The sequence below is a fragment of the Burkholderia sp. SR8 genome, from assembly GCF_052851275.1.
Genome location: NZ_JAULUC010000011.1, coordinates 124,085 through 148,778 on the forward strand (window position 1 = coordinate 124,085; position 24,694 = coordinate 148,778).

23 protein-coding genes are annotated in these 24,694 nt (G+C 67.1%); 11 read left to right on the plus strand and 12 right to left on the minus strand.

Annotation, left to right across the window (positions count from 1 at the left end; all coding sequences use genetic code 11):
* The first annotated feature begins 29 nt into the window (after positions 1-29).
* Positions 30-929, plus strand: coding sequence for a LysR family transcriptional regulator (locus Q3A80_RS16410; RefSeq protein WP_446330001.1), 900 nt, complete (start codon positions 30-32; stop codon positions 927-929).
* A 216-nt stretch (positions 930-1,145) separates the two neighbouring features.
* Positions 1,146-1,679 carry a class IV adenylate cyclase gene (locus Q3A80_RS16415; protein WP_446330002.1) on the plus strand — a complete coding sequence of 178 codons (534 nt, stop codon included), beginning with the start codon at positions 1,146-1,148 and terminating at the stop codon, positions 1,677-1,679.
* A gap of 54 nt (positions 1,680-1,733) precedes the next feature.
* Here Q3A80_RS16415 and Q3A80_RS16420 read toward each other — a convergent pair whose 3' ends face one another.
* Entirely contained in the window at positions 1,734-2,219 is a 486-nt protein-coding gene (locus Q3A80_RS16420; protein ID WP_006408082.1) for an Lrp/AsnC family transcriptional regulator, read from the minus strand.
* A 138-nt stretch (positions 2,220-2,357) separates the two neighbouring features.
* On the opposite strand from Q3A80_RS16420, the gene phhA reads away from it, so the two are divergent.
* Positions 2,358-3,251 carry a phenylalanine 4-monooxygenase gene (phhA, locus tag Q3A80_RS16425; protein ID WP_446330003.1) on the plus strand — a complete coding sequence of 298 codons (894 nt, stop codon included), beginning with the start codon at positions 2,358-2,360 and terminating at the stop codon, positions 3,249-3,251.
* A 133-nt stretch (positions 3,252-3,384) separates the two neighbouring features.
* A complete protein-coding gene (locus Q3A80_RS16430; protein ID WP_446330004.1) occupies positions 3,385-3,693 on the plus strand; it encodes a 4a-hydroxytetrahydrobiopterin dehydratase in 309 nt (102 codons plus the stop codon).
* A gap of 93 nt (positions 3,694-3,786) precedes the next feature.
* Here the strand turns inward: Q3A80_RS16430 and Q3A80_RS16435 are convergent, their stop codons facing one another.
* Positions 3,787-4,017: a DUF3717 domain-containing protein gene (locus Q3A80_RS16435; RefSeq protein ID WP_014895474.1), complete on the minus strand. Its 231-nt coding sequence runs from the start codon at positions 4,015-4,017 to the stop codon at positions 3,787-3,789.
* Positions 4,018-4,139: 122 nt separating this feature from the next.
* Between Q3A80_RS16435 and Q3A80_RS16440 the strand changes: the two genes are divergently transcribed.
* Positions 4,140-4,832 carry a response regulator gene (locus Q3A80_RS16440; RefSeq protein ID WP_006401494.1) on the plus strand — a complete coding sequence of 231 codons (693 nt, stop codon included), beginning with the start codon at positions 4,140-4,142 and terminating at the stop codon, positions 4,830-4,832.
* 116 nt (positions 4,833-4,948) lie between these two features.
* Positions 4,949-6,433, plus strand: a complete 1,485-nt coding sequence (locus Q3A80_RS16445) for a sensor histidine kinase (protein ID WP_446330005.1) — start codon at positions 4,949-4,951, stop codon at positions 6,431-6,433.
* Positions 6,434-6,549: 116 nt separating this feature from the next.
* Here the strand turns inward: Q3A80_RS16445 and Q3A80_RS16450 are convergent, their stop codons facing one another.
* From Q3A80_RS16450 to mnmC, 7 genes are all read right to left on the minus strand, one after another.
* Positions 6,550-7,077 (minus strand): SET domain-containing protein, encoded by a 528-nt coding sequence (locus Q3A80_RS16450; protein ID WP_446330006.1) that lies wholly within the window; start codon positions 7,075-7,077, stop codon positions 6,550-6,552.
* A 189-nt stretch (positions 7,078-7,266) separates the two neighbouring features.
* Positions 7,267-8,379, minus strand: a complete 1,113-nt coding sequence (locus Q3A80_RS16455) for an NADH:flavin oxidoreductase/NADH oxidase (RefSeq protein ID WP_446330007.1) — start codon at positions 8,377-8,379, stop codon at positions 7,267-7,269.
* A 213-nt stretch (positions 8,380-8,592) separates the two neighbouring features.
* Positions 8,593-9,303, minus strand: a complete 711-nt coding sequence (locus tag Q3A80_RS16460; RefSeq protein WP_446330008.1) for a glutamine amidotransferase — start codon at positions 9,301-9,303, stop codon at positions 8,593-8,595.
* Positions 9,304-9,331: 28 nt separating this feature from the next.
* On the minus strand, positions 9,332-9,970 hold the full coding sequence (locus tag Q3A80_RS16465; protein ID WP_446330009.1) for a MarR family winged helix-turn-helix transcriptional regulator: 639 nt from the start codon (positions 9,968-9,970) through the stop codon (positions 9,332-9,334).
* 505 nt (positions 9,971-10,475) lie between these two features.
* Positions 10,476-11,591 carry a YbdK family carboxylate-amine ligase gene (locus Q3A80_RS16470; RefSeq protein WP_446330010.1) on the minus strand — a complete coding sequence of 372 codons (1,116 nt, stop codon included), beginning with the start codon at positions 11,589-11,591 and terminating at the stop codon, positions 10,476-10,478.
* Positions 11,592-11,605: 14 nt separating this feature from the next.
* Positions 11,606-12,820, minus strand: coding sequence for a cation:proton antiporter (locus Q3A80_RS16475; RefSeq protein ID WP_040142724.1), 1,215 nt, complete (start codon positions 12,818-12,820; stop codon positions 11,606-11,608).
* 673 nt (positions 12,821-13,493) lie between these two features.
* The gene (mnmC, locus tag Q3A80_RS16480; protein ID WP_446330011.1) at positions 13,494-15,440 is read right to left on the minus strand and encodes a bifunctional tRNA (5-methylaminomethyl-2-thiouridine)(34)-methyltransferase MnmD/FAD-dependent 5-carboxymethylaminomethyl-2-thiouridine(34) oxidoreductase MnmC; all 1,947 of its coding nucleotides are present in this window, start codon (positions 15,438-15,440) and stop codon (positions 13,494-13,496) included.
* Positions 15,441-15,829: 389 nt separating this feature from the next.
* On the opposite strand from mnmC, the gene Q3A80_RS16485 reads away from it, so the two are divergent.
* Positions 15,830-16,108 carry an HU family DNA-binding protein gene (locus tag Q3A80_RS16485; protein ID WP_006401505.1) on the plus strand — a complete coding sequence of 93 codons (279 nt, stop codon included), beginning with the start codon at positions 15,830-15,832 and terminating at the stop codon, positions 16,106-16,108.
* Between the two features lie 134 nt (positions 16,109-16,242).
* Here the strand turns inward: Q3A80_RS16485 and Q3A80_RS16490 are convergent, their stop codons facing one another.
* Positions 16,243-17,553: a GTP-binding protein gene (locus Q3A80_RS16490; protein ID WP_446330012.1), complete on the minus strand. Its 1,311-nt coding sequence runs from the start codon at positions 17,551-17,553 to the stop codon at positions 16,243-16,245.
* A 173-nt stretch (positions 17,554-17,726) separates the two neighbouring features.
* A complete protein-coding gene (locus Q3A80_RS16495; protein WP_446330013.1) occupies positions 17,727-18,176 on the minus strand; it encodes a lytic transglycosylase domain-containing protein in 450 nt (149 codons plus the stop codon).
* Positions 18,177-18,544: 368 nt separating this feature from the next.
* Here Q3A80_RS16495 and gspD point away from each other — a divergent pair, with 368 nt between their 5' ends.
* Genes gspD through gspF form a run of 3 tightly spaced genes read left to right on the plus strand, consistent with a single transcriptional unit; the run spans position 18,545 to position 23,587 of the window.
* On the plus strand, positions 18,545-20,869 hold the full coding sequence (gspD, locus tag Q3A80_RS16500) for a type II secretion system secretin GspD (RefSeq protein ID WP_446330014.1): 2,325 nt from the start codon (positions 18,545-18,547) through the stop codon (positions 20,867-20,869).
* Positions 20,866-22,365 carry a type II secretion system ATPase GspE gene (gspE, locus tag Q3A80_RS16505; RefSeq protein ID WP_446330015.1) on the plus strand — a complete coding sequence of 500 codons (1,500 nt, stop codon included), beginning with the start codon at positions 20,866-20,868 and terminating at the stop codon, positions 22,363-22,365. Before gspD ends, gspE begins: the two co-directional genes overlap by 4 nt.
* Before the next feature lie 4 nt (positions 22,366-22,369).
* Positions 22,370-23,587 (plus strand): type II secretion system inner membrane protein GspF, encoded by a 1,218-nt coding sequence (gene gspF / locus Q3A80_RS16510; RefSeq protein WP_446330016.1) that lies wholly within the window; start codon positions 22,370-22,372, stop codon positions 23,585-23,587.
* A 30-nt stretch (positions 23,588-23,617) separates the two neighbouring features.
* On the opposite strand, the gene Q3A80_RS16515 is transcribed toward gspF, so the two are convergent.
* Positions 23,618-24,028 carry a hypothetical protein gene (locus Q3A80_RS16515; RefSeq protein WP_446330017.1) on the minus strand — a complete coding sequence of 137 codons (411 nt, stop codon included), beginning with the start codon at positions 24,026-24,028 and terminating at the stop codon, positions 23,618-23,620.
* A 178-nt stretch (positions 24,029-24,206) separates the two neighbouring features.
* On the opposite strand from Q3A80_RS16515, the gene gspG reads away from it, so the two are divergent.
* The gene (gene gspG / locus Q3A80_RS16520) at positions 24,207-24,659 is read left to right on the plus strand and encodes a type II secretion system major pseudopilin GspG (RefSeq protein WP_059448335.1); all 453 of its coding nucleotides are present in this window, start codon (positions 24,207-24,209) and stop codon (positions 24,657-24,659) included.
* Positions 24,660-24,694: the final 35 nt, after the last annotated feature.

A 24,694-nucleotide genomic window follows, 5' to 3' on the forward strand; every position in this document is an offset into this window, starting at 1 on the left:
GCGTTATAAGCCGCGCTCATATCACGACGATGGATCTCACCCTGCTTCGCGCGTTCGCGACGGTCGCCCGCGAAGGCAACCTCACGCGCGCCGCCGTGCAGCTGCACCTGACGCAGCCGGCCGTCAGCCTGCAGATCAAGCATCTGCAGGAAACGCTCGGCGTCGTGCTGTTCACGCGCACGTCGCGCGGGCTCGCGCTGACCCGCGACGGTCAGACGCTGCTGCCGCACGCGGAGCGCGCGCTCGCCGCGGCCGCCGACGTGCAGCGCGCCGCCATCGCGCTGCGGCACGAAGTGCGCGGCCGGCTGCGGATCGGCACGATTCTCGATCCCGGTTTCCTGCGGCTCGGCGGCTTCCTGCGCGCGCTGGTCGAAACCCATCCGCAGATCGAAACGGCGCTGCGGCACGGGATGTCGGGCTGGGTGCTCGAGCAGGTGCGCGCGCAGGCGCTCGACGTCGGCTACTACATCGGCCAGCCCGACGAGGACGCGCCGCGCGGCGACGCGCTGTTCCACACCGTCACGCTCACGCGCTTCCAGTACCGCGTGCTCGCGCCGGCCGGCTGGAAGGAGCGCGTGCAGCGCGCGCACGACTGGCGCGCGCTCGCCGCGCTGCCGTGGATCTGGACGCCGCCCGCATCCGCCCACCACCGGCTGCTGTCGCGGCTGTTCGCAGCAGCCGGCGCGCAGCCGGTGAAGGTCGCCGAGGTCGACCAGGAGCAGTCGATGCTCGATCTCGTCAAATCGGGGATCGGATTGACGCTCGCGCGCGACTCGACCGCGCTGGCCGAAGCGCACGCGCATGCGCTGACGATCGTCGAACGCGTGACGGTGCCGACCGAGCTGACGTTCGTGACGCTTGCCGAGCGCCGCGACGAGCCGGCGATCGGGGCCGCGCTGCGGCTGATCGAGGCTCAATGGGCGATATGAGCGTCGCTGATGTCGATACGCGCGCCGGTCGTGCAGCGGGCTGCGGCGCGTGCTGCACCGGGCGCGGGTGCTGTCGCGGGCCGAAGCGCCGACGGACCCGGTCGCGGGCCCGGCGTCGCGTCGCGGCGGTCCGGCCGCTCGTCACGCCACCATCGCAGGCTTTTTGCTAGATTGTGCGTTCGCACACCGCGAGACCCCTGATCGAAGGAGACCCGCATGGCCCGCAACATCGAGATCAAAGCCCGCGCCCGCGAATTCGACCGGCTGCGCGAACAGGCGGCGAAGCTCGCGACCGAAGCGCCGCTCTTCTACCGCCAGCAGGATTTCTTCTACGACGTGCCGCGCGGCCGGCTGAAGCTGCGCCGCTTCGAGGACGGCACGCCGGCCGAACTGATCTTCTATCAGCGCGACGACCGTGACGGCCCGAAGGCGTCGTACTACACGCGCAGCCCGGTGACGAACCCGGCCGCGATGCATTCGCTGCTCGCGACCGCGCTGACCACACGCGGGATCGTGACGAAGGAGCGGCACGTGTACCTCGCCGGCCGCACGCGCATTCACCTCGACCGCGTCGACGGCCTCGGCGATTTCATCGAACTGGAAGTGGTGCTCGGCCCGGACGACGACGAAGCCGACGGCGAAGCCGAAGCGCATGACGTGTTCGCGAAGCTCGGCGTCGCGCAGGAAGATCTCGTCGCGGTCGCGTACGTCGACCTGCTGAACGCCGACGCGCAATCCGAAGCGGCCTGATCGGGCCCGATGAGCGGCCGGGCCTTGCGCGCAGCCGCCGGCCGCGGCGCCGCGTCACGCGGCGCCGGGCGCCAGATGCGCGAGCGGCAGTGCGCCGTTGCGCTTGAAGGTCGTCAGCACGATGTTCGAACGCACGCTGTCTACGCCCGGCACGCGCATCAACTTTTTCATCACGAACTGCGACAGCGCGTTCAGGTCCGGCGCGACGATCCGCAGCAGATAGTCGGCATCGCCGACGACCGCATGACATTCGAGCACTTCGGGCAGCACGTCGATCTGCTGCTGGAACTGCTCGATGATCGAATCGCCGTGGTGCTTGAGCTTGAGGCTCGTGAACGCGGTGACGCCGAGCCCGAGCTTTTCCGGGCGCAGCATCACGCGGTAGCCTTCGATCACGCCGGCCGCCTCGAGCCGCTGCAGCCGCCGGCCGATCTGCGACGGCGACAGCGGCACCTCCTCGCCGAGCTGCTGATGGGTTGCGCGGCCGAAGCGCTGCAACACGTCGAGCAGCGCGAGATCGAAGTGATCGAGTTCCAGCATGAGCATTCTCCGCATCCATTCGTGTTTTGATGCGCGATTATCGCATCATCAAGCGAATCGACGCCATCTTTGCGCCCATTCCGCACCTAGCCCGCTCTACACTTGCATGGTTTCCACCACAGCACGCAGAGCGTCACCATGTCGACCGTCGTCACCGCGAAACTGCAGGAGCAGTTCGATGCGGGCCTCGAAACCCGCGCCGATTTCACCATCGACCAGCCGCTCGAACGCTACGGCCAGGTCGACCACGCGGTGTGGCAGCAGCTCTATGCGCGCCAGTCGGCGCTGCTGCGCGGGCGCGCGTGCGACGCGTTCGTCGCCGGGCTCGGCAAGATCGACCTGCCGGCCGACCGCGTGCCGTCGTTCGCGGACGTGAACCGCCAGCTGAAGCCGGCGACCGGCTGGGAAATCGTCGCGGTGCCGGGCCTCGTGCCCGATCGCGTGTTCTTCGAGCACCTCGCGAACCGGCGTTTTCCGGTCACCTGGTGGATGCGCCGGCCGGACCAGCTCGACTATCTGCAGGAACCCGACTGCTTCCACGACCTGTTCGGCCACGTGCCGCTGCTGATCGAACCGGTGTTCGCCGATTACATGCAGGCATACGGCCGCACCGCGCTCGCGGTGGCCGACGACGAAGCGGCGCTCGCACGGCTCGCGCGTCTCTACTGGTATACGGTGGAATTCGGGCTGATCCGCGACCCGAATGGCACGAACGGGCTGTCGATCTACGGCGCCGGGATCGTATCGAGCAAGGGCGAGAGCCTGTACAGCGTCGAAAGCGCGGCGCCGAACCGGCTGGGCTTCGACCTCGAGCGCGTGATGCGCACGAAGTACCGGATCGACACGTTCCAGAAGACCTACTTCGTGATCGACGATTTCGCGCAGCTGTTCGCGCTCGCCGACGTCGACGGCCGCGCGCTGGCCGCCCGGCTGGCCGCGCTGCCGGAAATCCCGGCCGGCGCGGTGCTCGATACCGATGCCGTGCTGCAGCGCGGCACGGGCGAAGGCTGGGCGGACGACGCGGACGCGTGAAGCGGCGCGGCACGCCGGCGCGCGGGCCCGCGCGTGCCGATGCGCGTCACCCAACTATGAAACAATGACCGGTACCGGCTTCGCCGCGCGGCTTCTGCCCGCACGCAAGCGCCGCTACCGAACGAGGTGCAACATGATCCACAAGCTCACATCAGAAGAACGCAAGACCCGGCTCGACGGCCTGCCGCACTGGACGGCCGTGCCGGGCCGCGACGCGATCCAGCGCAGCCTGCGCTTCGCCGATTTCAACGAGGCGTTCGGCTTCATGACGCGCGTCGCGATCAAGGCGCAGGAAATGAACCACCATCCGGAATGGTTCAACGTGTACAACCGCGTCGATGTGACGCTGTCGACCCACGACGCGGACGGCCTGACCGAGCGCGACATCGAGCTCGCGCAGTTCATCGACCACGTGTGCGCGCACATCCGGCCGGCCGCCTGAGGCCTTCCACCAGCGCCGCGCGTCGAAAGTGCGCGCGGCGCGTCAACTTTTCATTTCGCTGAACGTTTTCTACGATGTATTCAGCGAAAGCCTTCAGCTTTCCAAGCCATCCTTAAGGCGCGCGTAAGTCTCGTACGCTTTCCGCGCCTTGGGGTCCAAACCTTCCAGTTGCAGCGCGCTTCCGCGCTGTACAATCAGCAGCGCATACGGCTTGGAGAGCGCGCTGGCCTCTTCGCAGAGTTTGAGTTCGTCGCCGCTCGACGGCGAGCGGGCGCGCCAGAAATTGATCGCGGCTTCGAGGTCGTGGATCGAAATATCGGACATGATTGGATTTAATCGTTCGCTGGCCGCCATGCTTGATGTCAGGCGATGCGGCGCCCCTGTGGAAACGGCGTCGTGCTGTCCGCGTGCCTGAACCGCCAACCCATTGTACTTGAGCGAACTTCATGCGACTCCTTCTGATCGAAGACGACCGCCCCATCGCACGCGGTATCCAGAGCAGCCTCGAGCAGGCTGGCTTCACCGTCGACATGGTGCATGACGGCATCTTTGCCGAACAGGCGCTGGCACAAAACCGCCACGAACTCGTGATCCTCGACCTCGGGCTGCCGGGCATCGACGGGATGACGCTGCTCACGCGCTTCCGCCAGACCAACCGCCACACGCCGGTCATCGTGCTGACCGCGCGCGACGAGCTGAACGACCGGATCCAGGGCCTGAACTCGGGCGCCGACGACTACATGCTCAAGCCGTTCGAGCCGGCCGAGCTCGAAGCGCGCATCCGTGCCGTGATGCGCCGCAGCGGCCCGCACAGCGACATGCCGCGTCCGGAAGTGTCGCTCGGCGGCGTCCGCCTGTCGGGCGTCGATCGCCGCATCTTCAACGACGACAAGCCGCTCGAACTGTCGCCGCGCGAATTCGCGGTGCTGGAAATGCTGCTGCTGCGCCACGGCCGCGTCGTCAGCAAGGCCCAGCTGCAGGATCACCTCACGCACTTCGGCGGCGATCTCGGCGACACCGCGATCGAAGTCTACGTGCACCGCGTGCGCAAGAAACTCGAGCAGTGCCGTGTCGAAATCGTCACGGTGCGCGGCTTCGGCTACCTGCTGCAGGAAATCCGCCAGACCGCGAGCGTCTGAGCGGTGCCGCGCGCCGGCCGGCCGCATGCCGCCGGCGAGCCGCCCTGCCCGCGTCGCCGTCCGACGCACGCCCGCGCCGCTCCCCGTGAGCGGCGCTTATCCATTTGCCCGTCGAAATGTCTTCTGATCCGGCTGTGACCACCAGCCTGCGCCGCTCGCTGCTCCGGCGCCTCGCCGCGCCGCTGTCGATGCTCGCGCTGATGAGCGGCCTGATTGCCTACTGGCTCGCGTGGCAATACACGCAACACGTGATCGACCGCTCGCTCGCCGATCTCGCGACCGCCATCTCCAAGCAGATCCAGATCGCCGGCCCCGACGCGCCGTTCACGGTGCCGCCGCTCGCGCAGGCGATGTTCTCCGATCCGGCCGAGGCACTCATCTACCGGATCAGCGACGGCGAACAGGAGCTCGCGGGCGACCCGAAGCTGCCGCTGCGCGGCATCAACGTGCGCCGCATGCATCATGCGTACGTGTTCGAGGCGGAATACGACAATCGCGCGGTGCGGGTCGCGCAGGTGCGCGTCGACAACGTCGAAGGCGGCAGGCCGATGGTGGTCGAGGTCGCGCAGCCGGTGCGGCACCGCTACCGGATCGCGGCCGAATTCCTCGTCGCGATCATGATGCCGCTGCTGCTCCTGCTGCTCGCGGGCTGGGGCATCGTATGGCGCGTCGTGAACCAGCAGCTCGGCCCGCTCACGCATCTTGCCGACTCGCTGAACCGGCAGACCCACACGTCGCTGGAGCCCGTCGACGAGACCGACGTGCCGCTCGAGATCCGGCCGCTGACGAGCGCGATGAACGCGCTGCTCGGCCGCCTGAAGACCGCGCTCGACGCGCAGCGCAAGTTCATCGCCGATGCCGCGCATCAGTTGCGCACGCCGCTCACCGCCGTGAAGCTGCATGCGGAGCAGGCCGCCGTCGCGCGCGATCCGCAGCAGACCTACGCGGCGGTGCGCGAACTGCGCGCGGCCGCCGACCGCGCGGTGCGGCTGTCCAACCAGCTGCTGTCGCTCGCGCGCGCGGAGCCCGGCGAACAGGCCGCGCGCTTCGTCGACGTCGACCTGGCCGCGATGGCGTTCGAGACGGGCGCCGAGTGGGTGCCGCGCGCGCTCGCGTCGCACGTCGACCTCGGCTTTCAGCGCAGCGACGATCCCGGCGAAGACGAAACGCTGAACGTGCGTGGCAATCCCGTGCTGCTGCGCGAGGTGATCGCGAACCTGCTCGACAACGCGCTGAAGTACGTGCCGCTCGCGCGGCCGGAAGGCGCGCGGATCACGGTGAACGTCGCGCGCGGCATGCTCGACGACGGCCAGCCGGCCGCGGAAATCGTCGTCGAGGACAATGGCCCGGGCGTGCCGGCCAACCAGCAGGCCGACCTGTTCAAGCGCTTCTTCCGCGGCGACGCGCAAAGCGGCAACGGCGTCGAGACGGGTGCGGGGCTCGGCCTCGCGATCGTGCACGACATCATCGCGATGCACGGCGGCACGGTGTCGTACGAGGATGCGCCGGAAGGCGGTTCGCGCTTCGTCGTGCGGGTGCCGATCGCGAAGCGCACCGAGAAGCCGGCGAGTGAGACGCCGGCCGCCGCGCCGACACACTGAATCGCGCCGGCGCGCGCTTCGCTTCGATAGAAAAAGGAATATCCGCGCGGTGCGTCGGCGCGCGGCGGCCGCCAGGTGAAGCCGCCGCGCGCGATGCGCGGCCGGCCGCCGTCACTTCACTTCTTCTTTTTCTTGTCCTTCGTGCCGGACTCGGACTTGCCGTCCTTCTTGTCCTTCTTCTTTTTCTTCTTGTCTTCGTCCGGCGTCGCGAGCAACGTGCCGCGGCATGCTTCCGCGCCGCAATGGCACGCGTATTCGCGCTTGAGCTTCTTCGTCAGCTTCTCGTCGATCACGAGGCCGTAGTCGTAGAACAGCTCTTCTTCCGGCCCGATGTCGCGCAACGCATGAATGAACACGCGGCCCTTGATCTCCTCGGCCTCGCAGTTCGGCGCGCACGAATGGTTGATCCAGCGCGCGCTGTTGCCGTCGATCTTGCCGTCGATCACCCCGCCCTCTTCCAGTGCGAAGTAGAACGTATGGTTCGGCTCGTTCGGGTCGTGCGGATGGCGGCGCAGCGCTTCCTTCCACGAAATCCGCTCGCCCTTGTATTCCACGACGCGCTCGCCGGCCTTGATCGGTTCCACCGCGAATACGCCCTTGCCGTGTACTCCCGAGCGGCGCACCGCGATCCTGCGTGAACTCATCGAACGAATCCTTGTGAAGACGACTTGAATGGAAGACGGCCGCGGTCACGGCCCTGCACGCGCAAAACGAAAACGCGGCACCGCTCGGTGCCGCGTCGGGACGTGCGGCGAATCACCCGCATCCTACACGTTCGAGATTGCTTCGTTCAACATCGCGCGCACGATCCCGCCTTCACGCGCGCATTGCGCTCAGCGCTGGCCGAACGCGATGTCGCCGAACAGCGCCTTGTGCTCGCGCGGCTGCGAACGCCAGTACTGCGGCGGCGCCGACACCTGCGCGCCGAGCTCGGCGGCCGCATGCCACGGCCAGCGCGGGTCGTACAGCATCGCGCGCGCCATCGCGACGAAATCGGCGTCGCCGGCCTCGATCAGCCGGTTCGCGTGCGCGGGCTCGTTGATCAGGCCGACCGCGATCGTCGGCATCCCGACCGCGCGCTTCACGGCCTGCGCGAACGGCACCTGGTAGCCGGGCGACAGCGGGATCTTCTGCAGCGGCGACACGCCGCCGGACGACACGTCGATCCAGTCGCAACCGCGCTGCTTCAGCTCGTGCGCGAACGCGATCGTGTCGTCGAGCTCCCAGCCGCCTTCCACCCAGTCGGTCGCGGACACCCGCACGCCGACCGGCCGGTCCTCCGGAAACGCCGCGCGCACGATCTCGAAGATCTCGAGCGGAAAGCGCATCCGGTTCTCGCGCGAGCCGCCATATTCGTCGGTGCGCCGGTTCGCGAGCGGCGACAGGAACTGATGCAGCAGGTAGCCGTGCGCCGCATGTACTTCGATCGCGTCGATGCCGAGGCGAGCGGCGCGTTTCGCGGACGCCGCGAACGCTTCGCGGATCCGGTTCAGGCCGGCCGCGTCGAGCGCGAGCGGCGGCGTCTCGCCGTCCTTGTGCGGCAACGCGGACGGCCCATGCGGCAGCCACCCGCCATCGGCGACCGACACGAGCTGACCGCCCTTCCACGGCACCTCGCTCGACGCCTTGCGCCCTGCATGCGACAGCTGCATCGCGATGCGGACCGGCGAGTGCTTGCGGATCGCCGCGAGCACCGGCTTCAGCGCCGCTTCGGTCACGTCGTCCCACAAGCCGAGGTCGCCGGCCGTGATGCGCCCGTCGGGCTCGACGGCGGTCGCTTCGATGCAGAGCAGGCCCGCGCCGGACAGCGCGAGATGGCCGAGGTGAATCATGTGCCAGTCGGTCGCCTCGCCGCGCTCGGCCGAGTACTGGCACATCGGGGAGATCACGATCCGGTTCGGAAGGGTCACGCCGCGCAGCGTGAACGGAGAAAACAGCGCAGTCATGGATGCCGCTCGCGAGGAAAGGAAAGAGCGAACGAGCGTAGCACGCGGGCCCGAAGCCTGCAGGCGGCCGGCCCGGCAGTAAGCGGATGGTCAGGTCGGGCCGGCGTGACGCCGGTCGCGCGGAAGATACGATGCGCGACCCGCATGCAGCGGCAGCGCCGCACCGCCCGGCATCGGCTCGAGCTGGTCAAGCGCGGCGTCGCACGCGCGGATTCAAAGCCCGACGCTGTCGAGCCACTCCGCGAACATGCGGCGCGCGGCCGTCTCGAGCGCGGGGCCGTGCTGCACGGTATCCGCACGCAGCTGGCGCGCGTCGACGCCGGGCGTCGATGCGATTTCGCCGGCATTGCCGATCAGCCAGGGTTCGAAGCGCTCGGTGCGGATTTCCGGATGGCATTGCAGCGCGAGCACGTGCTGCCCCCACGCGAACGCCTGATGGCGACATGCCGGTGTCGAAGCAAGATGGATCGCGCCGCCGGGCAGGTCGAACGTGTCGCCGTGCCAGTGGAGCATCGACGTCGCGGCGCCGTCGAGATGGCGCATCGGCGACGCGCGGCCGGCGTCGGTGAGCGTCAGCGGCGTCCAGCCGAGTTCCTTCCGGGCCGCCGGATACACGCGCGCACCGAGTGCGCGGGCAATGAACTGCGCACCGAGGCAGATGCCGAGGATCGGCAGCGCCGCGTCGATGCGCTGGCGCACGAGCGCCGCGAGCGGCGCGATCGACGGATACTGCGCATCGTCGTACACGCTGAGCGGCCCGCCGAGCACGACGAGCAGCGACGGCTGCAGCGCGTCGAGCACCTCGACGCGCGACGCGCCGACGTCGACATAGCGAACGCGCCGGCCGCGCTCCCCGAGCACCTGCTCGAAGCTGCCGAGGTCCTCGAAATGCACGTGGCGGATCGCCACCACTTCAGCGTTCATCATCGGCCTCCCGGTCGATCGACGGACGTCAGCCGGCGAACACCTTCCAGGTCTTCTTCTGCGTCGCCGCGTCGGCTTCTTCGTGCACCGAACAGTCGAGACGCAGATCGCTGTCGGCCATCGACATGTCGAGCGCCGCGCAGTAATGCACGGTCTTCTTCGATTGCTTGCCCGGCTGGAAATGCGTGCACGTCAGGCACATGCGCTGCGGCGGCGTCGCACCGGCCACCTGCAGTTCGCGCAGCGTCTTCAGCAGCGCGCGGTACAGCGTGCCTTGCTCGTCCGCACCGAGCTTGCCGACCGCTTTCGACAGGAATTCAGGCCATTGCAGCGCTTTCTTCGCCGCGGTACGGCCGCGGGCCGACAGGCGCACGGCGAGCGCACGGCCGTCGTCCAGTGCGCGGCGCTTCTCGACCAGCCCCTTCGTCTCGAGCGTGCTGACCGCGTCGCTGGTGGTCGCAGCGGTGAGCTGCGTCTCGCGCGCGATCTCGCCGAGCCGCATCGGGCCCTTGCGTTGCAGCAGCAGCACGAGGATCTCGCCCTGCGTCGGCGTGAGGCCAGCGCCTTCCGCCCAATCCCATGCCTGGCTTCGCATGGCCGTACTCAATCGCAGCAAGCTGTGGGTCACACGTCCCGAAGCCTGATTCCCGTAAACGCCTTCGCTCATAGTCTTTTCGCTTTGCCGCCGCCCGGATTGCCGAGCAGCCGTAGTGTGGAGATCGAATGTCTATCTCAAAACAGACGCTCGTTGAAGAGCGTCGACACGGCCGTCGCGAGGCACACGCGGCGGTCGCGTTCGCGGCGACCGGTGAGACACACGTCGTTCCGGTGTCCGCAAAGCCGACATTCTAAGCGAGAGCGGAAAATCGCACAGCTAAGTTATCCCCTTCGCTCTGTGGAAAATCGCTGGATAACCGCATTTTTTCGTTGTGCCGGCCATCCGTGCCGGCACCGCGGCACCACGTGAAAACATTTTCCTGTTCCGATCGGCCGATATGGCGGCCGCGTGTGTCCACCGGGTTATCCGTCCTGCAGAGCGTTGACTTTGCAGCGGAATCTCCGGTTATCCACAGATTTTCAGGACGACTGGCGACGTCGCGCGCGGCACTCGGCGTCGACCGCGCTTCAGCGAATCGCCGCGCGGTCGAGCCCGTAATCTGCAAAACATTTTTTCATTCACGCCAGCGCAGGCACTGCTGGCGAACCGTCTCGTTCAGCGATTTTTCCTGTTTGAAAACGGTTCTCAGCCACGACGCGTCGTTCACGCGCGCCTTCGCGAGCGCGCCGATCTCGTCGAGCGCCGCACGCGAGCCGAGCGCGGCTGCATGCGGTGCGATCCGGTCGAGCGTGTCGAGGATGTCTTCCGCGATCGTGCGGCGCTCACCTGTCTGAGGATTGACGCAGGTGCCCTCGAGCCCGAAGCGGCACGCTTCGAAACGGTTGAATGTGTAGACGAGATAGTCGTCTTCCGACAGCTTCAGCGGCCGGTCGGTCAGCAGGTAGCGCGCGAGCGTCTGGATGTAGCACGCGATCGCGGCCGCGCGGTCGACCGACAGCGGCGTGTCCATCACGCGCACCTCGATCGTCCCGTAGCCGGGCTTCGGCCGGATGTCCCAGTAGAAGTCCTTCATCGAGTTGACGACACCCGTGTTGACCATCTTCGTGAAGTACTCCTCGAAGCTGTCCCAGGTCAGCACGAACGGCGAGCGGCCCGACAGCGGGAACGCGAACACCGAATTCAGGCGCGCCGAATGAAAGCCGGTGTCGACGTTCTGCACGAACGGCGACGACGCGGACAGCGCGATGAAGTGCGGAATGAAACGCGACATCGAGTGCAGCAGGAACAGCGCGCTGTCCGGATCGGGACAGCCGATGTGCACGTGCTGGCCGAACACGGTGAACTGCTTCGCGAGATAGCCGTACAGCTCGGAGATGTACTGGAAGCGCGGCGCGTCGTAGATCTGCCGGTCGCTCCATTGCTGGAACGCGTGCGTGCCGCCGCCGCCGAGCCCGACGTTGAGCTGGTCGGCCGCCTTCACCAGCACGTCGCGGATCGCATGCAGCTCCGACAACGCCTGCTCGTGCGAATGGCAGATGCCGGTCGACAGCTCGATCATGCTCTCGGTGATTTCCGGCGTGATGTTGCCGGGGAAAGTCTCGCCCTGGATCAGGCGCATCAGGTCGGATGCCGCTTTGGTCAGATCGTAGTTGTGCGTGTTGACGACCTGGATCTCCAGTTCGACGCCGAACGTGAACGGTTCGGAATTGACGAAGGTTTCGAGTGCCATGGCAGGTTCCGGAATCAGTTTCTGTCGCTGCGTTCGCTGACCGCCGACAGGCAGCGGTAGACGACGAACGGACTGACGAGCTGCAGGATCACGATCGTGCACATCACGATCGCGCGCAGGTGCGGGTCGAAATTCGGGTAGAGCTGGTAGGTGTCGTCGACGAGCAGGTACGACAGCGCGGACATCGGCGTGAGCGCGATACCGAGCGCGACGCCCTGCTTCATCCCGAGCCCGCTCGGCTTCGCGAACACGACGACGCCGGCCAGCTTCGCGGCGAGCCGCGTGACGATCAGCGCGATCGCGAGCAGCCCGCCGAGTGCGATGTCGCCCCACGTGAACGACGTGAGCGTCAGCACGAACAGCGTGACCGTCAGCAGCCAGCCGGCCGTGCCGAAATGCTCGGGCCACAGCTGCGGACGCGCTTCGAGATTCTTCACGATGATGCCGGCGAGCAGCAGCGTGAGCAGCGTCGACAGCTTCAGCGCCTGCGCGACCGCAATCGCCAGCATCACGAGCCCGAACAGCGCGACGAACGAATGCTCGTCGCGCATCGTCGCGGTCATGTGGCGGAACAGGTAATTGCATGCGCGCGCGACCAGATACGCGACGATGAACGAGCCGGCGATCAGGTAGACGGGCTGCAGGATCGTCGCGAAAACGTTGCCGTACGCTTCCTGGTGGAGCCAGCTCGTGACGAGCTTGGTCAGCACGATCGCGTACACGCTGTTCAGTGCGGTGAGCGTGATGAGGCGCTGCGACACCTGCCCTTCCGCGCGCAGCTCGGTCTTCAGCTGGATCACCATCGACGGCGACGTCGCGATCGCGATCGCCGACAGCACGAGCGCGACCATCCCCGACACGCCGAGCGCAAGCATCACGAACAGCACGAGCACGAACGTCAGTGTCGCTTCCGCGAGGCTCGATGCGATCAGCCACGGATTGCGGCGAATCCACTTCAGGTCGAGACGGCTGCCGAGCTCGAACAGCAGCAGCCCGAGCGCGACGTCGATCAGGAGCCGCGACGTTTCGTCGGTGCTCGCGTCGATCACGCCGAAGCCGAACGACCCGGCGATCAGGCCGATCACCGCATAACCGGTGATGCGCGGCAACCGCCATGCGCGATAGCAGAGCTCGCCGCACAGACCGGCCGCGAACAACGCGAGCCCGGCCCAGAACACGGCATCCGGCGCGAGCGGCCAGTTGGGCAGGAATGAGAACGCCGACTTCATCGTGGTGACTTCTCCTTTGGAAGCAATCGCCAGCGGCGCGGAATCAAGCGTCAGAAATGAGATGCGCGCCGGCTGGGTATCGCCCCGAATGTGATTGTTGTGGTCGACGACGGCGGACATGGGATCCGCCTCTTCCGCCGTCCGGCGGAACTGTCGTTCAGGCTGCCGATCTGGATTGTCGGCCTGGTGTGTGAACGGACTGCGCAGTCTCGAAGATTCAGATTCGAAATCGTGCCGACCGTTCCATTGATGCATGTCCGGCGCTGGGCCGAACGAACGCGAAGGAAACCGATTGTGCCACAGCTTTTTCGCTCCGGAACCGGCCGAATCGACTCGCGGCGCTGTGAGGCGCCACAGGTCTTTGGTTTCAAAGGTTTATCTGTATATATACGTAGTAGAAGTTAACAAGGCACGCACAGTTCTGTGGATAACTTCGGTTTACACAACAAGATCAATACGTTGGCGCAGCCATAACCCGTTGTACAGGCTGTTTGCTCACAGCGGTTCGAGTTGAGCAACTTTCGGGCCCCGTCACGGCTGTGCCGAGTTGCCCAGTTTACGTCCACTGTGATTGCACACGAACTGCGCGCGGATTCTGCGCGGTTATCCACAGCATCCCGTGGATAACCTTGCGCGGAAAAATCGAAGAACTGTGATGAGCCGGCCGAGCGGATCAGCCGATCTGGCGGCCGCGCAGCGCGCGGATCAGGAAGCGGGCCGGGTCGACGGCATCGGCGAGGTCGCGTTCGAGCGGCAGCGGTTCGCCTTCGAGTTGCGACGCGATCAGTTCGGCGCCGAGCGCCGCCCATACGAGGCCGCGCGAGCCGTAGCCGAACGCGCCGTAGAGGCCCGCGGTGCGCGGCAGGTCGCGCGCCTTCGCCCCGCTCAGCGCGCGCGCATTGGCGACGGCCTGCGCTTCGTCGGCGAGCGCGCCGATCACCGGCACGCGGTCGCCGACGACCCAGCGAAACGCGACGCGCCCGCGCAGTGTGCCGGCATCCGGCAGCGCACCGATCAGGCCGGGCAGCAGGTGCCGCACGCGCGCGATGTTTTCGATATGTCCGGCGGTACGCATCGCCGGATCGACGTCGTCCGGCTCGAACGTCGCGCCGATCAGCAGCGTGCCGTCGTCGAGCGGGACCGCGTAGCCGTCGCCGATCGCGGGGCATGGCAGCGGCGCCGTGCTGCCGGCCGGCAGCAGCGTGAGCTGGCCGCGCACCGGTTGCAGCGCGACGTGCCGCAGGCCGGCGAGACGCACCGCGTCGCCTGCGTTCGCGAGCACGACGACCGGTGCTTCGGCGAGCGTCGTGCCGGACGCATCGATCGCGCGCCACGTGTCGCCGTCGCGTTCGAGCCGCTCGACGGCGGTGCCGGTCAGCAGTGTCACGCGCTCGCCGGCGGCCGCGACTTGCGCGGCGCAGAGGCCGGCCGGCCATACGGCGCCGCCGTGCGGAAACAGCAGGCCGCCGTGGGCGACAGGCAGGTTCAGATGCGCACGGGCCGCGTCGGCGTCGAGCAGTGCGACATAGTCGTGCGGTGCACCGAGCGCGTCGAACGCATCGCGCATCCGCGCGAAATCGTCGGCCGATTCCGCGAGATGAATCATCCCTTGCGTGCTGCGTGCGAATGCATGGCCCGCCGCTTCGAGCGCGCGCCAGCGAGCGAGCGCATGCAGGAAACCGCTGCGCGTGAGGCGGCTCGCGACGTTGTCGTCGCGCGTCATCAGCGGATGGAACACACCGGCCGGATTGCCCGATGCGTCGCGTGCAATCTGCTCGTGCCGTTCGATCAGCGTGACGCTCCAGCCGCGCGCGGCGAGCCGTTCGACGACCGCGCAGCCGGCGAGACCCGCGCCGATCACGATCGCGTCACGTGCGGCAACCGGCAACGCGCGCGGCGGCTCGTGCCGGCGCATCCGCCAGCGCGGCGCATACTCGCCGACCCGCAACGCGGGTTCGCCTGCGCAATCGTCGACGTCGCGGTGCGTGAAACCCGTTTCCTCGAGCGCCTGTTTCACGGCGGCGTCGTGCGAATGCGTCGCAAAGGTCGCGCCTTCCGCGGCGATGCGCGCGAGTGCGCGCACTACGTCGGCCGACAGCAGGTCGCCGTGCACGGCCGATCCGACATTGCCGAGATAGAACGCATCGGCGCGCGCGACGAGCCGTTGCAGCATGTCGCGCATCGCGCCGAATGCCAGCGTGAGCACGACGCGGCCTTCGTCGAATTCGAGCCGATGGAGACCCGGTACGCGCATCGGCCACGCATCGATCAGCGCATCGGCATGCGCCGATATGGTTGTGTCCGCAACGATATGCGCAACGGCGCGGCGCAGGTCGTCGCGCGAGAACGGATGCGGCTCGACGGCGACGACATGCAGCCGCTCGCAGCGTGCGCGATCGTCGCGCCACGCGGCCCACGTCGCGAGAAAACGGCTGCCCGCGCCGAATCCCGTCTCGACGATCGTGAATGTGCGGCGGCCCTGCCAGCGGGCCGGCAGCCCGTTGCCGGCGAGCATCCGGTTCGCGTGCGACGCGTCGCGAGAGAGCTCGCCGTACTCGGGCGAGACGAGAATGCCGTCGTCGCGGAGCGCGAGCGTGGCGGGAACGAGTCGGTCGGGCATGCGAAACAAAAAACGTGGCAGCCAAGCCTGGCAAGGGTTTGCGCGGAGGCGTCCGGCGCGCCGTTGGCAAAAACCAACGGCGTGGCGTGCGGGCGGACCCGGCTGCGCATCCTGTCCGGTTGGCGCAGGTCAAAAAACGGGCAATCGGCGATTCATTCGGCGAAATACCGATGAAAATCTTTGAAACCCTTGTCGTTATTGGGTTTGCGCTGCGCTATCATAGCAACGCCGTACCGCGGGGTGGCCGCCGGCAAGCCGGACGGCACGTCGCGCGGGCCAGGATTCGGCGCTGTGCCGTCGGAGTCTGACTCTCGACGGCACGGTTCGCGCACGTATAATCGGCGCGTTCGCGCTGTTCGTGTCAAACCTAACCTGAAAAAGGAACCTTAATGAACAAACAGGAACTGATCGACGCCGTCGCCGCCCAAACGGGCGCCAGCAAGGCTCAAACCGGCGAAACGCTGGACACGCTGCTCGAAGTCATCAAGAAGGCCGTGTCGAAGGGTGATGCGGTTCAGCTGATCGGCTTCGGCAGCTTCGGTTCGGGCAAGCGCGCAGCACGTACGGGCCGCAACCCGAAGACCGGCGAAACCATCAAGATCCCGGCAGCCAAGACGGTCAAGTTCACGGCTGGCAAGGCGTTCAAGGACGCCGTCAACAAGCGTTAATTCAGCGCCTGTTCCAGGAAAAAAACCCGCCTTCCGGCGGGTTTTTTGTTGGGCGCACGCGGCATTTTCGCCACAGTTCGCGCCACTCTTTCAAGATTTAACGGTTACGTTTCGCGACCGGTTTTTACCGCGTATTACGCGTGAACGATCTGCGCGTCGGGATCGTCGTCGTCGTGCGAGTCCACGTCCCACGCCGGGAACGGATCGTCGAATGCGCGCCAGTGCTCGGCACCGAGCGCGAATTCCGCATCGGTGAGCAGGCACGCATCGAGTTTCGCGCGCCAGGCGTCGGCATCGAGTCCGATGCCGATCAGCACGAGTTCCTGACGGCGATCGCCGATCGAGCGGTCGTCGAGCTCACCCTGCCACTCCGTGCGAATTTCGGCGAGCAGTTCGTCGTCGTCCGGCCATTCCGCGCGATCCTGCGCGGCCCACCAGAGCCCTGCGGGACCATGCCGGCACACGCCGCCCGCCTGCGACAGCGAACCGGCGATGTCGTTGCGCGTCGCGAGCCAGAAGAAGCCCTTGCTGCGCAGCACGCCCGGCCACTCCTGATGCAGCAGCGCCCACAGTCGTGCCGGGTGAAACGGCCGGCGCGCGCGGTACACGAAATTGCCGATGCCGAATTCGTCGGCTTCGCCGTGCACGTGCGCATGATGCGGATCGTGGCACTCGGGATCGTCGCAATGCGTGTGCTCGCGATCGAGCGACGTGAGCCAGCCCGGCGCATTCGCGGCTTCGTCGAAATCGAAGCGGCCGGTGTTCAGCACTTCGTCGAGCGGCACGTTGCCGAACGTCGACACGACCTGGTGCGCGCGCGGGTTGAGCCGCGCGAGGATGTGCTGCAGCCGCGCGAGGTCGTCGGCCGCGACGAGGTCGGCCTTGTTGATCACCAGCACGTCGCAGAATTCGATCTGCTCGATCAGCAACTCGACGAGCGTGCGATCGTCTTCGTCGGATGCGGCGATGCCGCGCGTCGCGAGCGCATCGTCGGAACCGTAGTCGCGCAGGAAGTTGTACGCGTCGACCACGGTGACGAGCGTGTCGAGCCGCGCGACGTTCGCGAGCGATGCGCCGTCGTCGTCGACGAACGTGAAGGTTTCGGCGATCGGCATCGGCTCCGCGATGCCGGTCGATTCGATCACGATCGCATCGAAGCGGCCGTCCGTCGCGAGATTGCGGATCTCGACGAGCAGGTCGTCGCGCAGCGTGCAGCAGATGCAGCCGTTCGACATCTCGACGAGACGCTCCTCGACGTGCGACAGTGCCTGCGCATCGCGCACGACCGACGCGTCGATGTTGACGGCCGCGAGGTCGTTGACGATCACGGCGACCTTCAGCCCTGCACGGTTCGCGAGGATGTGATTGAGCAGCGTGGTCTTGCCGGCGCCGAGGAAACCGGACAGCACGGTGACGGGCAACGGCTGGTTCATTGCCGGATTCATAACGATTTGCACCAACGGAAAGGATGAAAAAGCGGCCGCGGCGCCCTGGCGGGGCGGGATCGGCCCGGAGCCGGTCGCCCGGGAGCGGTCGAAATCGCGGCTCGAGATCCGCATTGTGCATCAAACGCGCGCCGGCCGAGCGGCACGGCGTCAGCCCGCGCCGCGGCGCCGCGTCATTGCTCGGGCGGCAGCAGCTTCCATTGCGACAGGATCCCGGCGATCTGCCGCGCGTACTTGTCGCGCAGCGACGGCGTTTCCGAGTGATAGGCGCCGACGGCCTGCCACGTGTTGCCGTAGCGATTCATCTTCTGGCGCAGATGCCACGCGGCGATATAGACGTTCTTGCACGGCTCCATCAGCGTGTCGCGGCCGATTCCGTAGCGCGACAACGCAGACAGATGGACCGAATTGATCTGCATCAGGCCGTAATCGACCGAGCCGTTCGTATTCTTGTTCAGCGCATCGGGGCGATTGCGCGATTCCTGCCACGCGATTGCGCGCAGGATCAGCGGATTGACCTTCTGATATCGCGCCGCTTCGTCGAAACAATCCGCGCGAGCGTTTCCGCAGGCGAACCACACGCCGGCGGCAATCAACGCAAGCGAAGCGAACCGTCTTTTCATGGTGCGAAAACGATAAGGAAATGACGCAAGGGTCGGGAAAACCCGTGTCCGTGACTCGTACGACGGGAAACGCGCCGCCCGTATCATACCGGCAGTCCGTCGCGTCGCGACATGCGGACAGACGGCAGCCCGTTTATACCGCATTTCCGTGTCGATTCATCGCAATATGACCGGGATGGCCGAAATGCCGACACCGCGCCGGAATCTTACATATTGCATACGGTGCGCCGAATAGATGTCGTATGTGAGACAGTCCTCGGATCAATGTGATATTTCGGACATGAAAAACTGCTAATGTCGCCTCTTTAGGACCTGGATCCCAGCACTACCGCCGGAAGTGGCCCGAGCCGGCATCGACCCATTCATCCATGACAAGAAATCGCTTCGTTATGCGGCGCGTCGCCACGACCCTGATCGTCGCGGGCATCATCGTCTCGCAGGCAGCCTACGCTCAGGTCACGCTCAATTTCGTGAATGCGGACATCGACCAGGTCGCCAAGGCGATCGGCGCCGCAACCGGCAAGACCATCATCGTCGACCCCCGCGTGAAGGGGCAGCTCAATCTCGTGGCCGAGCGGCCGGTGCCGGAAAGCCAGGCGCTGAAGACGCTGCAGTCGGCGCTGCGCATGCAGGGCTTCGCGCTCGTGCAGGACCACGGCGTGCTGAAGGTCGTGCCCGAAGCCGATGCGAAGCTGCAGGGCGTGCCGACCTACGTCGGCAATGCGCCGCAGGCGCGCGGCGACCAGGTCATCACGCAGGTGTTCGAGCTGCACAACGAATCGGCGAACAACCTGCTGCCGGTGCTGCGGCCGCTGATCTCGCCGAACAACACGGTCACCGCCTATCCGGCGAACAACACGATCGTCGTCACCGACTACGCGGACAACGTGCGCCGCATCGCGCAGATCATCGCCGGCGTCGACAGCGCCGCGGGCGCGCAGGTGCAGGTCGTGCCGCTGCGCAACGCGAACGCGATCGACCTCGCCGCGCAGATGCAGAAGATGCTCGACCCGGGCGCGATCGGCAACAGCGACGCGACGCTGAAGGTGTCGGTCACGGCCGATCCGCGCACCAACTCGCTGATGCTGCGCGCCTCCAGCGGCGCGCGTCTGGCCGCCGCGAAGCGCCTCGCGCAGCAGCTCGACGCGCCGAGCGCGGTGCCCGGCAACATGCACGTCGTGCCGCTGCGCAACGCGGATGCGGTGAAGCTCGCGAAGACGCTGCGCGGGATGCTCGGCAAGAGCGGCAACGACAGCGGCTCGTCGGCGTCGTCCAACGATGCGAACAGCTTCAACCAGAACGGCGGCTCGTCGTCGAGCGGCAACTTTTCGACCGGCACGTCGGGCACCCCGCCGCTGCCGTCGGGCGGCCTCGGCGGCTCGTCGTCGTCGTCGTACGGCAACGGCGCGTCGTCCGGCAGCGGGCTCGGCAGCGCCGGCCTGCTCGGCGGCGACAAGGACAAGAGCGACGAAAACCAGCCGGGCGGGATGATCCAGGCCGATGCGGCCACCAACTCGCTGATCATCACCGCGCCCGACCCGGTCTACCGGAACCTGCGCTCGGTGATCGACCAGCTCGACGCGCGGCGCGCGCAGGTCTACATCGAAGCGCTGATCGTCGAGCTGAACTCGACGACGCAGGGCAACCTCGGCATCCAGTGGCAGGTCGCGAGCGGCCAGTTTCTCGGCGGCACGAACCTGAACCCGACGTCCGGCCTCGGCAACAGCATCGTCAACCTGACGGCGGGCACCTCGGGCTCCACGAGCGCCGGGCTGGCCGCCAATCTCGGCACGCTGACCCAGGGCCTCAACATCGGCTGGCTGCACAACATGTTCGGCGTGCAGGGACTCGGCGCGCTGCTGCAGTACTTCTCCGGCGTGAGCGACGCGAACGTGCTGTCGACGCCGAACCTGATCACGCTCGACAACGAGGAAGCGAAGATCGTCGTCGGCCAGAACGTGCCGATCGCGACCGGTTCGTATTCGAACCTGACGAGCGGCACGACGAGCAACGCGTTCAACACCTACGACCGTCGCGACGTCGGCCTGACGCTGCACGTGAAGCCGCAGATCACCGACGGCGGGATCCTGAAGCTGCAGCTCTATACCGAGGACTCGGCGGTCGTCGCCGGCACGACGAGCGCGCAGACGGGCCCGACCTTCACGAAGCGCTCGATCCAGTCGACGATCCTGGCCGACAACGGCGAGATCATCGTGCTCGGCGGCCTGATGCAGGACAACTACCAGGTATCGAACAGCAAGGTGCCGCTGCTCGGCGACATCCCGTGGATCGGCCAGCTGTTCCGCTCGGAGACGAAGCAGCGCGCGAAAACCAACCTGATGGTGTTCCTGCGCCCGGTGATCATCACCGATCGCAACGTCGCGCAGGAAGTCACGGCGAACCGCTACGACTACATCCAGGGCGTGACGGGCGCGTACAAGTCCGACAACAACGTGATGCGCGACAAGGACGACCCGGTCGTCCCGCCGATGCCGATCGGCCCGAGCCAGGGCGGCACGCCGGCGGGCAACCTGTTCGACCTCGACAAGATGCGCCGCCAGCAGGCGCAGCGCCAGGTGGTGCCGGTCCCGGCGCAGCCGCTGCCGGAGCAGACGCCCGTGCAGCCGCAGAGCGTGCCGCAGCAGGCGGTGCCGCAACAACCGCTGACCGCGACGCCGGGAGCCACGCAGTGAGCGACGTGCTCGCGTCTTCCGCCGCAGACGGCGCGCCGGACGAACGGCAGCCGCCGTCGCCGCTCGCCGCGCGCCTGCTGCCGTACGGCTTCGCGAAGAGCGGCCAGGTGCTGGTCGCGCACCAGCTCGACGACACGCTCGAGGTGTGGATCAGCGAACGCACGAGCGACGCGGCGCTCGCCGAAATCGCGCGCAACTTCGGCTCGATCTCCGTGCATCGCGTGCCGGCCGACGAGCTCGCGCAGGCGATCAACCAGGCGTATGCGCGCCAGGACGGCAGCGCCGCGCAGATCGTCGGCGAGGTCGAGGGCGAAGTCGACCTGTCGCGGCTGATGCAGGACATCCCCGAGGTCGAGGATCTGCTCGAGTCGGAAGACGACGCGCCGATCATCCGGATGATCAACGCGCTGCTCACGCAAGCGGCGCGCGAGCAGGCATCGGACATTCACATCGAGCCGTTCGAGAACGCGTCGGTCGTGCGCTTTCGCGTCGACGGCACGCTGCGCGACGTCGTGCGCCCGAAGAAGGCGCTGCACGGCGCACTGATCTCGCGGATCAAGATCATGGCGCAGCTCGACATCGCCGAGAAACGCCTGCCGCAGGACGGCCGCATCACGCTGCGCGTCGGCGGCCGGCCGGTCGACGTGCGCGTGTCGACGCTGCCGACCGGCCACGGCGAGCGCGCGGTGCTGCGTCTGCTGGAAAAGGACGCGCAGCGCCTGAACCTCGAAGCGCTCGGGATGGGCCGCGACACGCTCGGCCAGTTCGACAAGCTGATCGGCCGCCCGCACGGCATCGTGCTGGTGACGGGCCCGACCGGCTCGGGCAAGACGACGACGCTGTATGCGTCGATGTCGCGGCTCGAAACGGCGACGACCAACATCATGACCGTCGAGGATCCGATCGAATACGACCTGTCCGGCATCGGCCAGACGCAGGTGAACGAGCGGATCGGGATGACCTTCGCGCGCGCGCTGCGTTCGATCCTGCGTCAGGATCCGGACGTGATCATGATCGGCGAAATCCGCGACCTCGAAACCGCGCAGATCGCGGTGCAGGCGTCGCTGACCGGCCACCTCGTGCTTGCGACGCTGCACACGAACGACGCGGCGTCGGCCGTCACGCGTCTGACCGACATGGGCGTCGAGCCGTACCTGCTCGCGTCGTCGCTGCTCGGCGTGCTCGCGCAGCGTCTGGTGCGCCAGCTGTGCCCGGTCTGCAAGGAAGAGCGGCACGAGGACGGCCGTACCGTGTGGCATCCGGTCGGCTGCGCGAAGTGCGGGCAGTCGGGCTATGCGGGCCGGCGCGGCGTGTACGAACTGCTGGTGATCGACGATTCGATCCGCTCGCTGATCCACCGCAACGCGGCCGATGCGGAGATTCTCGCCGCGGGCCGCGCGCAAGGGATGCGCACGCTGCGCGACGATGCCGAGCGCTGGCTCGCGGCCGGCGCGACGTCGCTCGAGGAAGTGCTGCGCGTGACGGGAGGCGCATAGCGCGATGCCGGCATTCCGTTTCGAAGCAATCGACTCGGCGGGGCGTGCGCAGAAAGGCGTGATCGATGCCGACAGCGCGCGCGCCGCGCGCGGCCAGCTGCGCACGCAGGGGCTCACGCCGCTCGTCGTCGAGCCGGCCGCGAGCGCGGGCCGCGGCGCGCGTTCGCAGCGCCTCGCGTTCGGCCGCAAGCTGTCGCAGCGCGAGCAGGCGATCCTCACGCGCCAGCTCGCGAGCCTGCTGATCGCGGGGCTGCCGCTCGACGAGGCGCTCGGCGTGCTGACCGAGCAGGCCGAGCGCGACTACATCCGCGAGCTGATGGCCGCGATCCGCGCGGAAGTGCTCGGCGGCCATTCGCTCGCGAATGCGCTCGGCCAGCATCCGCGCGACTTCCCGGAAATCTACCGCGCGCTCGTCGCCGCGGGCGAGCACACCGGCAAGCTCGGGATCGTGCTGTCGCGGCTGGCCGACTACATCGAACAGAGCAATGCGCTGAAGCAGAAGATCTTGCTCGCGTTCACGTATCCGGGGATCGTCACGATCATCGCGTTCGGCATCGTCACGTTCCTGCTGAGCTACGTCGTGCCGCAAGTCGTCAACGTGTTCGCGAGCACGAAGCAGCAGCTGCCGCTGCTGACGATCGTGATGATGGCGCTGTCGGATTTCGTGCGGCACTGGTGGTGGGCGATCCTGATCGCGGTCGCGCTCGTCGTGTGGTTCGTGAAGGCGACGCTGTCGCGCGCCGGGCCCCGGCTCGCGTTCGACCGCTGGGTGCTGACCGCGCCGCTCGCGGGCAAGCTCGTGCGCGGCTACAACACGGTGCGCTTCGCGAGCACGCTCGGCATCCTGACCGCGGCCGGCGTGCCGATCCTGCGCGCGCTGCAGGCGGCCGGCGAGACGCTGTCGAACCGCGCGATGCGCGCGAACATCGACGATGCGATCGTGCGCGTGCGCGAAGGCTCCGCGCTGTCGCGCGCGCTGAACAACGTGAAGACGTTTCCGCCGGTGCTCGTGCACCTGATCCGTTCCGGCGAAGCGACGGGCGACGTGACGACGATGCTCGACCGCGCGGCCGAAGGCGAGGCGCGCGAGCTCGAACGGCGCACGATGTTCCTGACGAGCCTGCTCGAGCCGCTGCTGATCCTGGCGATGGGCGGGATCGTGCTCGTGATCGTGCTGGCCGTGATGCTGCCGATCATCGAGCTGAACAACATGGTGCAGTGACGGCCTGAGCGCCGGTCGGGCCGCCGCGGTTCAGCGCATGTAGATCGCGGGGGACGGCGTGTTGGCAGGGAGCTGGACTTCCGCGCGGGCGCCGTTGCGGTCGACGATGATCGAGCGGCTGCGGACTTCGGCGAGCTTCGCGCCGGGTGTGAGCTCCGCGCCGAGCGACACGGCGCGCGGCGGTTCGCCGCCGATGCCGACGATCGCGGCGCCGCCATGATCGAGCGCGAGAATGCCGAACAGGTGGATGTCCTGCACGGGATTCTTGTCGAGCTGTCCGCCGAAGAGCGCGGCGGCGTCCTCGGTGCGGATCGGCAGCCGCGCGGCGGCGGCGGGCAGCGGCGCTTCGCGGGCGGACAGCGTGACGGCCCAGTAGGTGGCCGTCGCGCACAAACCCGCGAAGAGGGCTAGGGAGAGGATCCGGATCGAGAGCGCGTTCATGCGCGCTATTGTACGGATCAATATGAAATTTGCGTTGGGTGAAAGCCCTCGGCAATGCGCGCCTTACAATGCGTGCTCCGCGCCCCGGGTATCGGAAGCTTGCCGTCAGGCACGCATGCCGCGATCCGCAGGGTGCGTCACTCAATCGACGACATTTTTTGGAAAGAGGTAGTCAGTCATGCAAACGTGGATCACTCGCCGTAATGCGGCCGTGCGCCGTCAGCGCGGTTTCACGCTGATCGAGATCATGGTGGTGGTCGCGATCCTCGGGATCCTCGCGGCACTGATCGTGCCGAAGATCATGAGCCGCCCCGACGAGGCGCGCCGCATCGCCGCGAAGCAGGACATCGGCACGATCATGCAGGCGCTCAAGCTGTACCGTCTCGACAACGGCCGCTATCCGACCCAGGAACAGGGCCTGAACGCGCTGATCCAGAAGCCGACCACCGATCCGATCCCGAACAACTGGAAGGACGGCGGCTATCTCGAGCGCCTGCCGAACGATCCGTGGGGCAACGGGTACAAGTACCTGAACCCGGGCGTGCACGGCGAGATCGACGTGTTCAGCTACGGCGCCGACGGCAAGGAAGGCGGCGAGAACAACGATTCCGACATCGGATCGTGGCAGTAAGCACGCGCTGACCGGTCCGACGTTCTCCCCCGCCC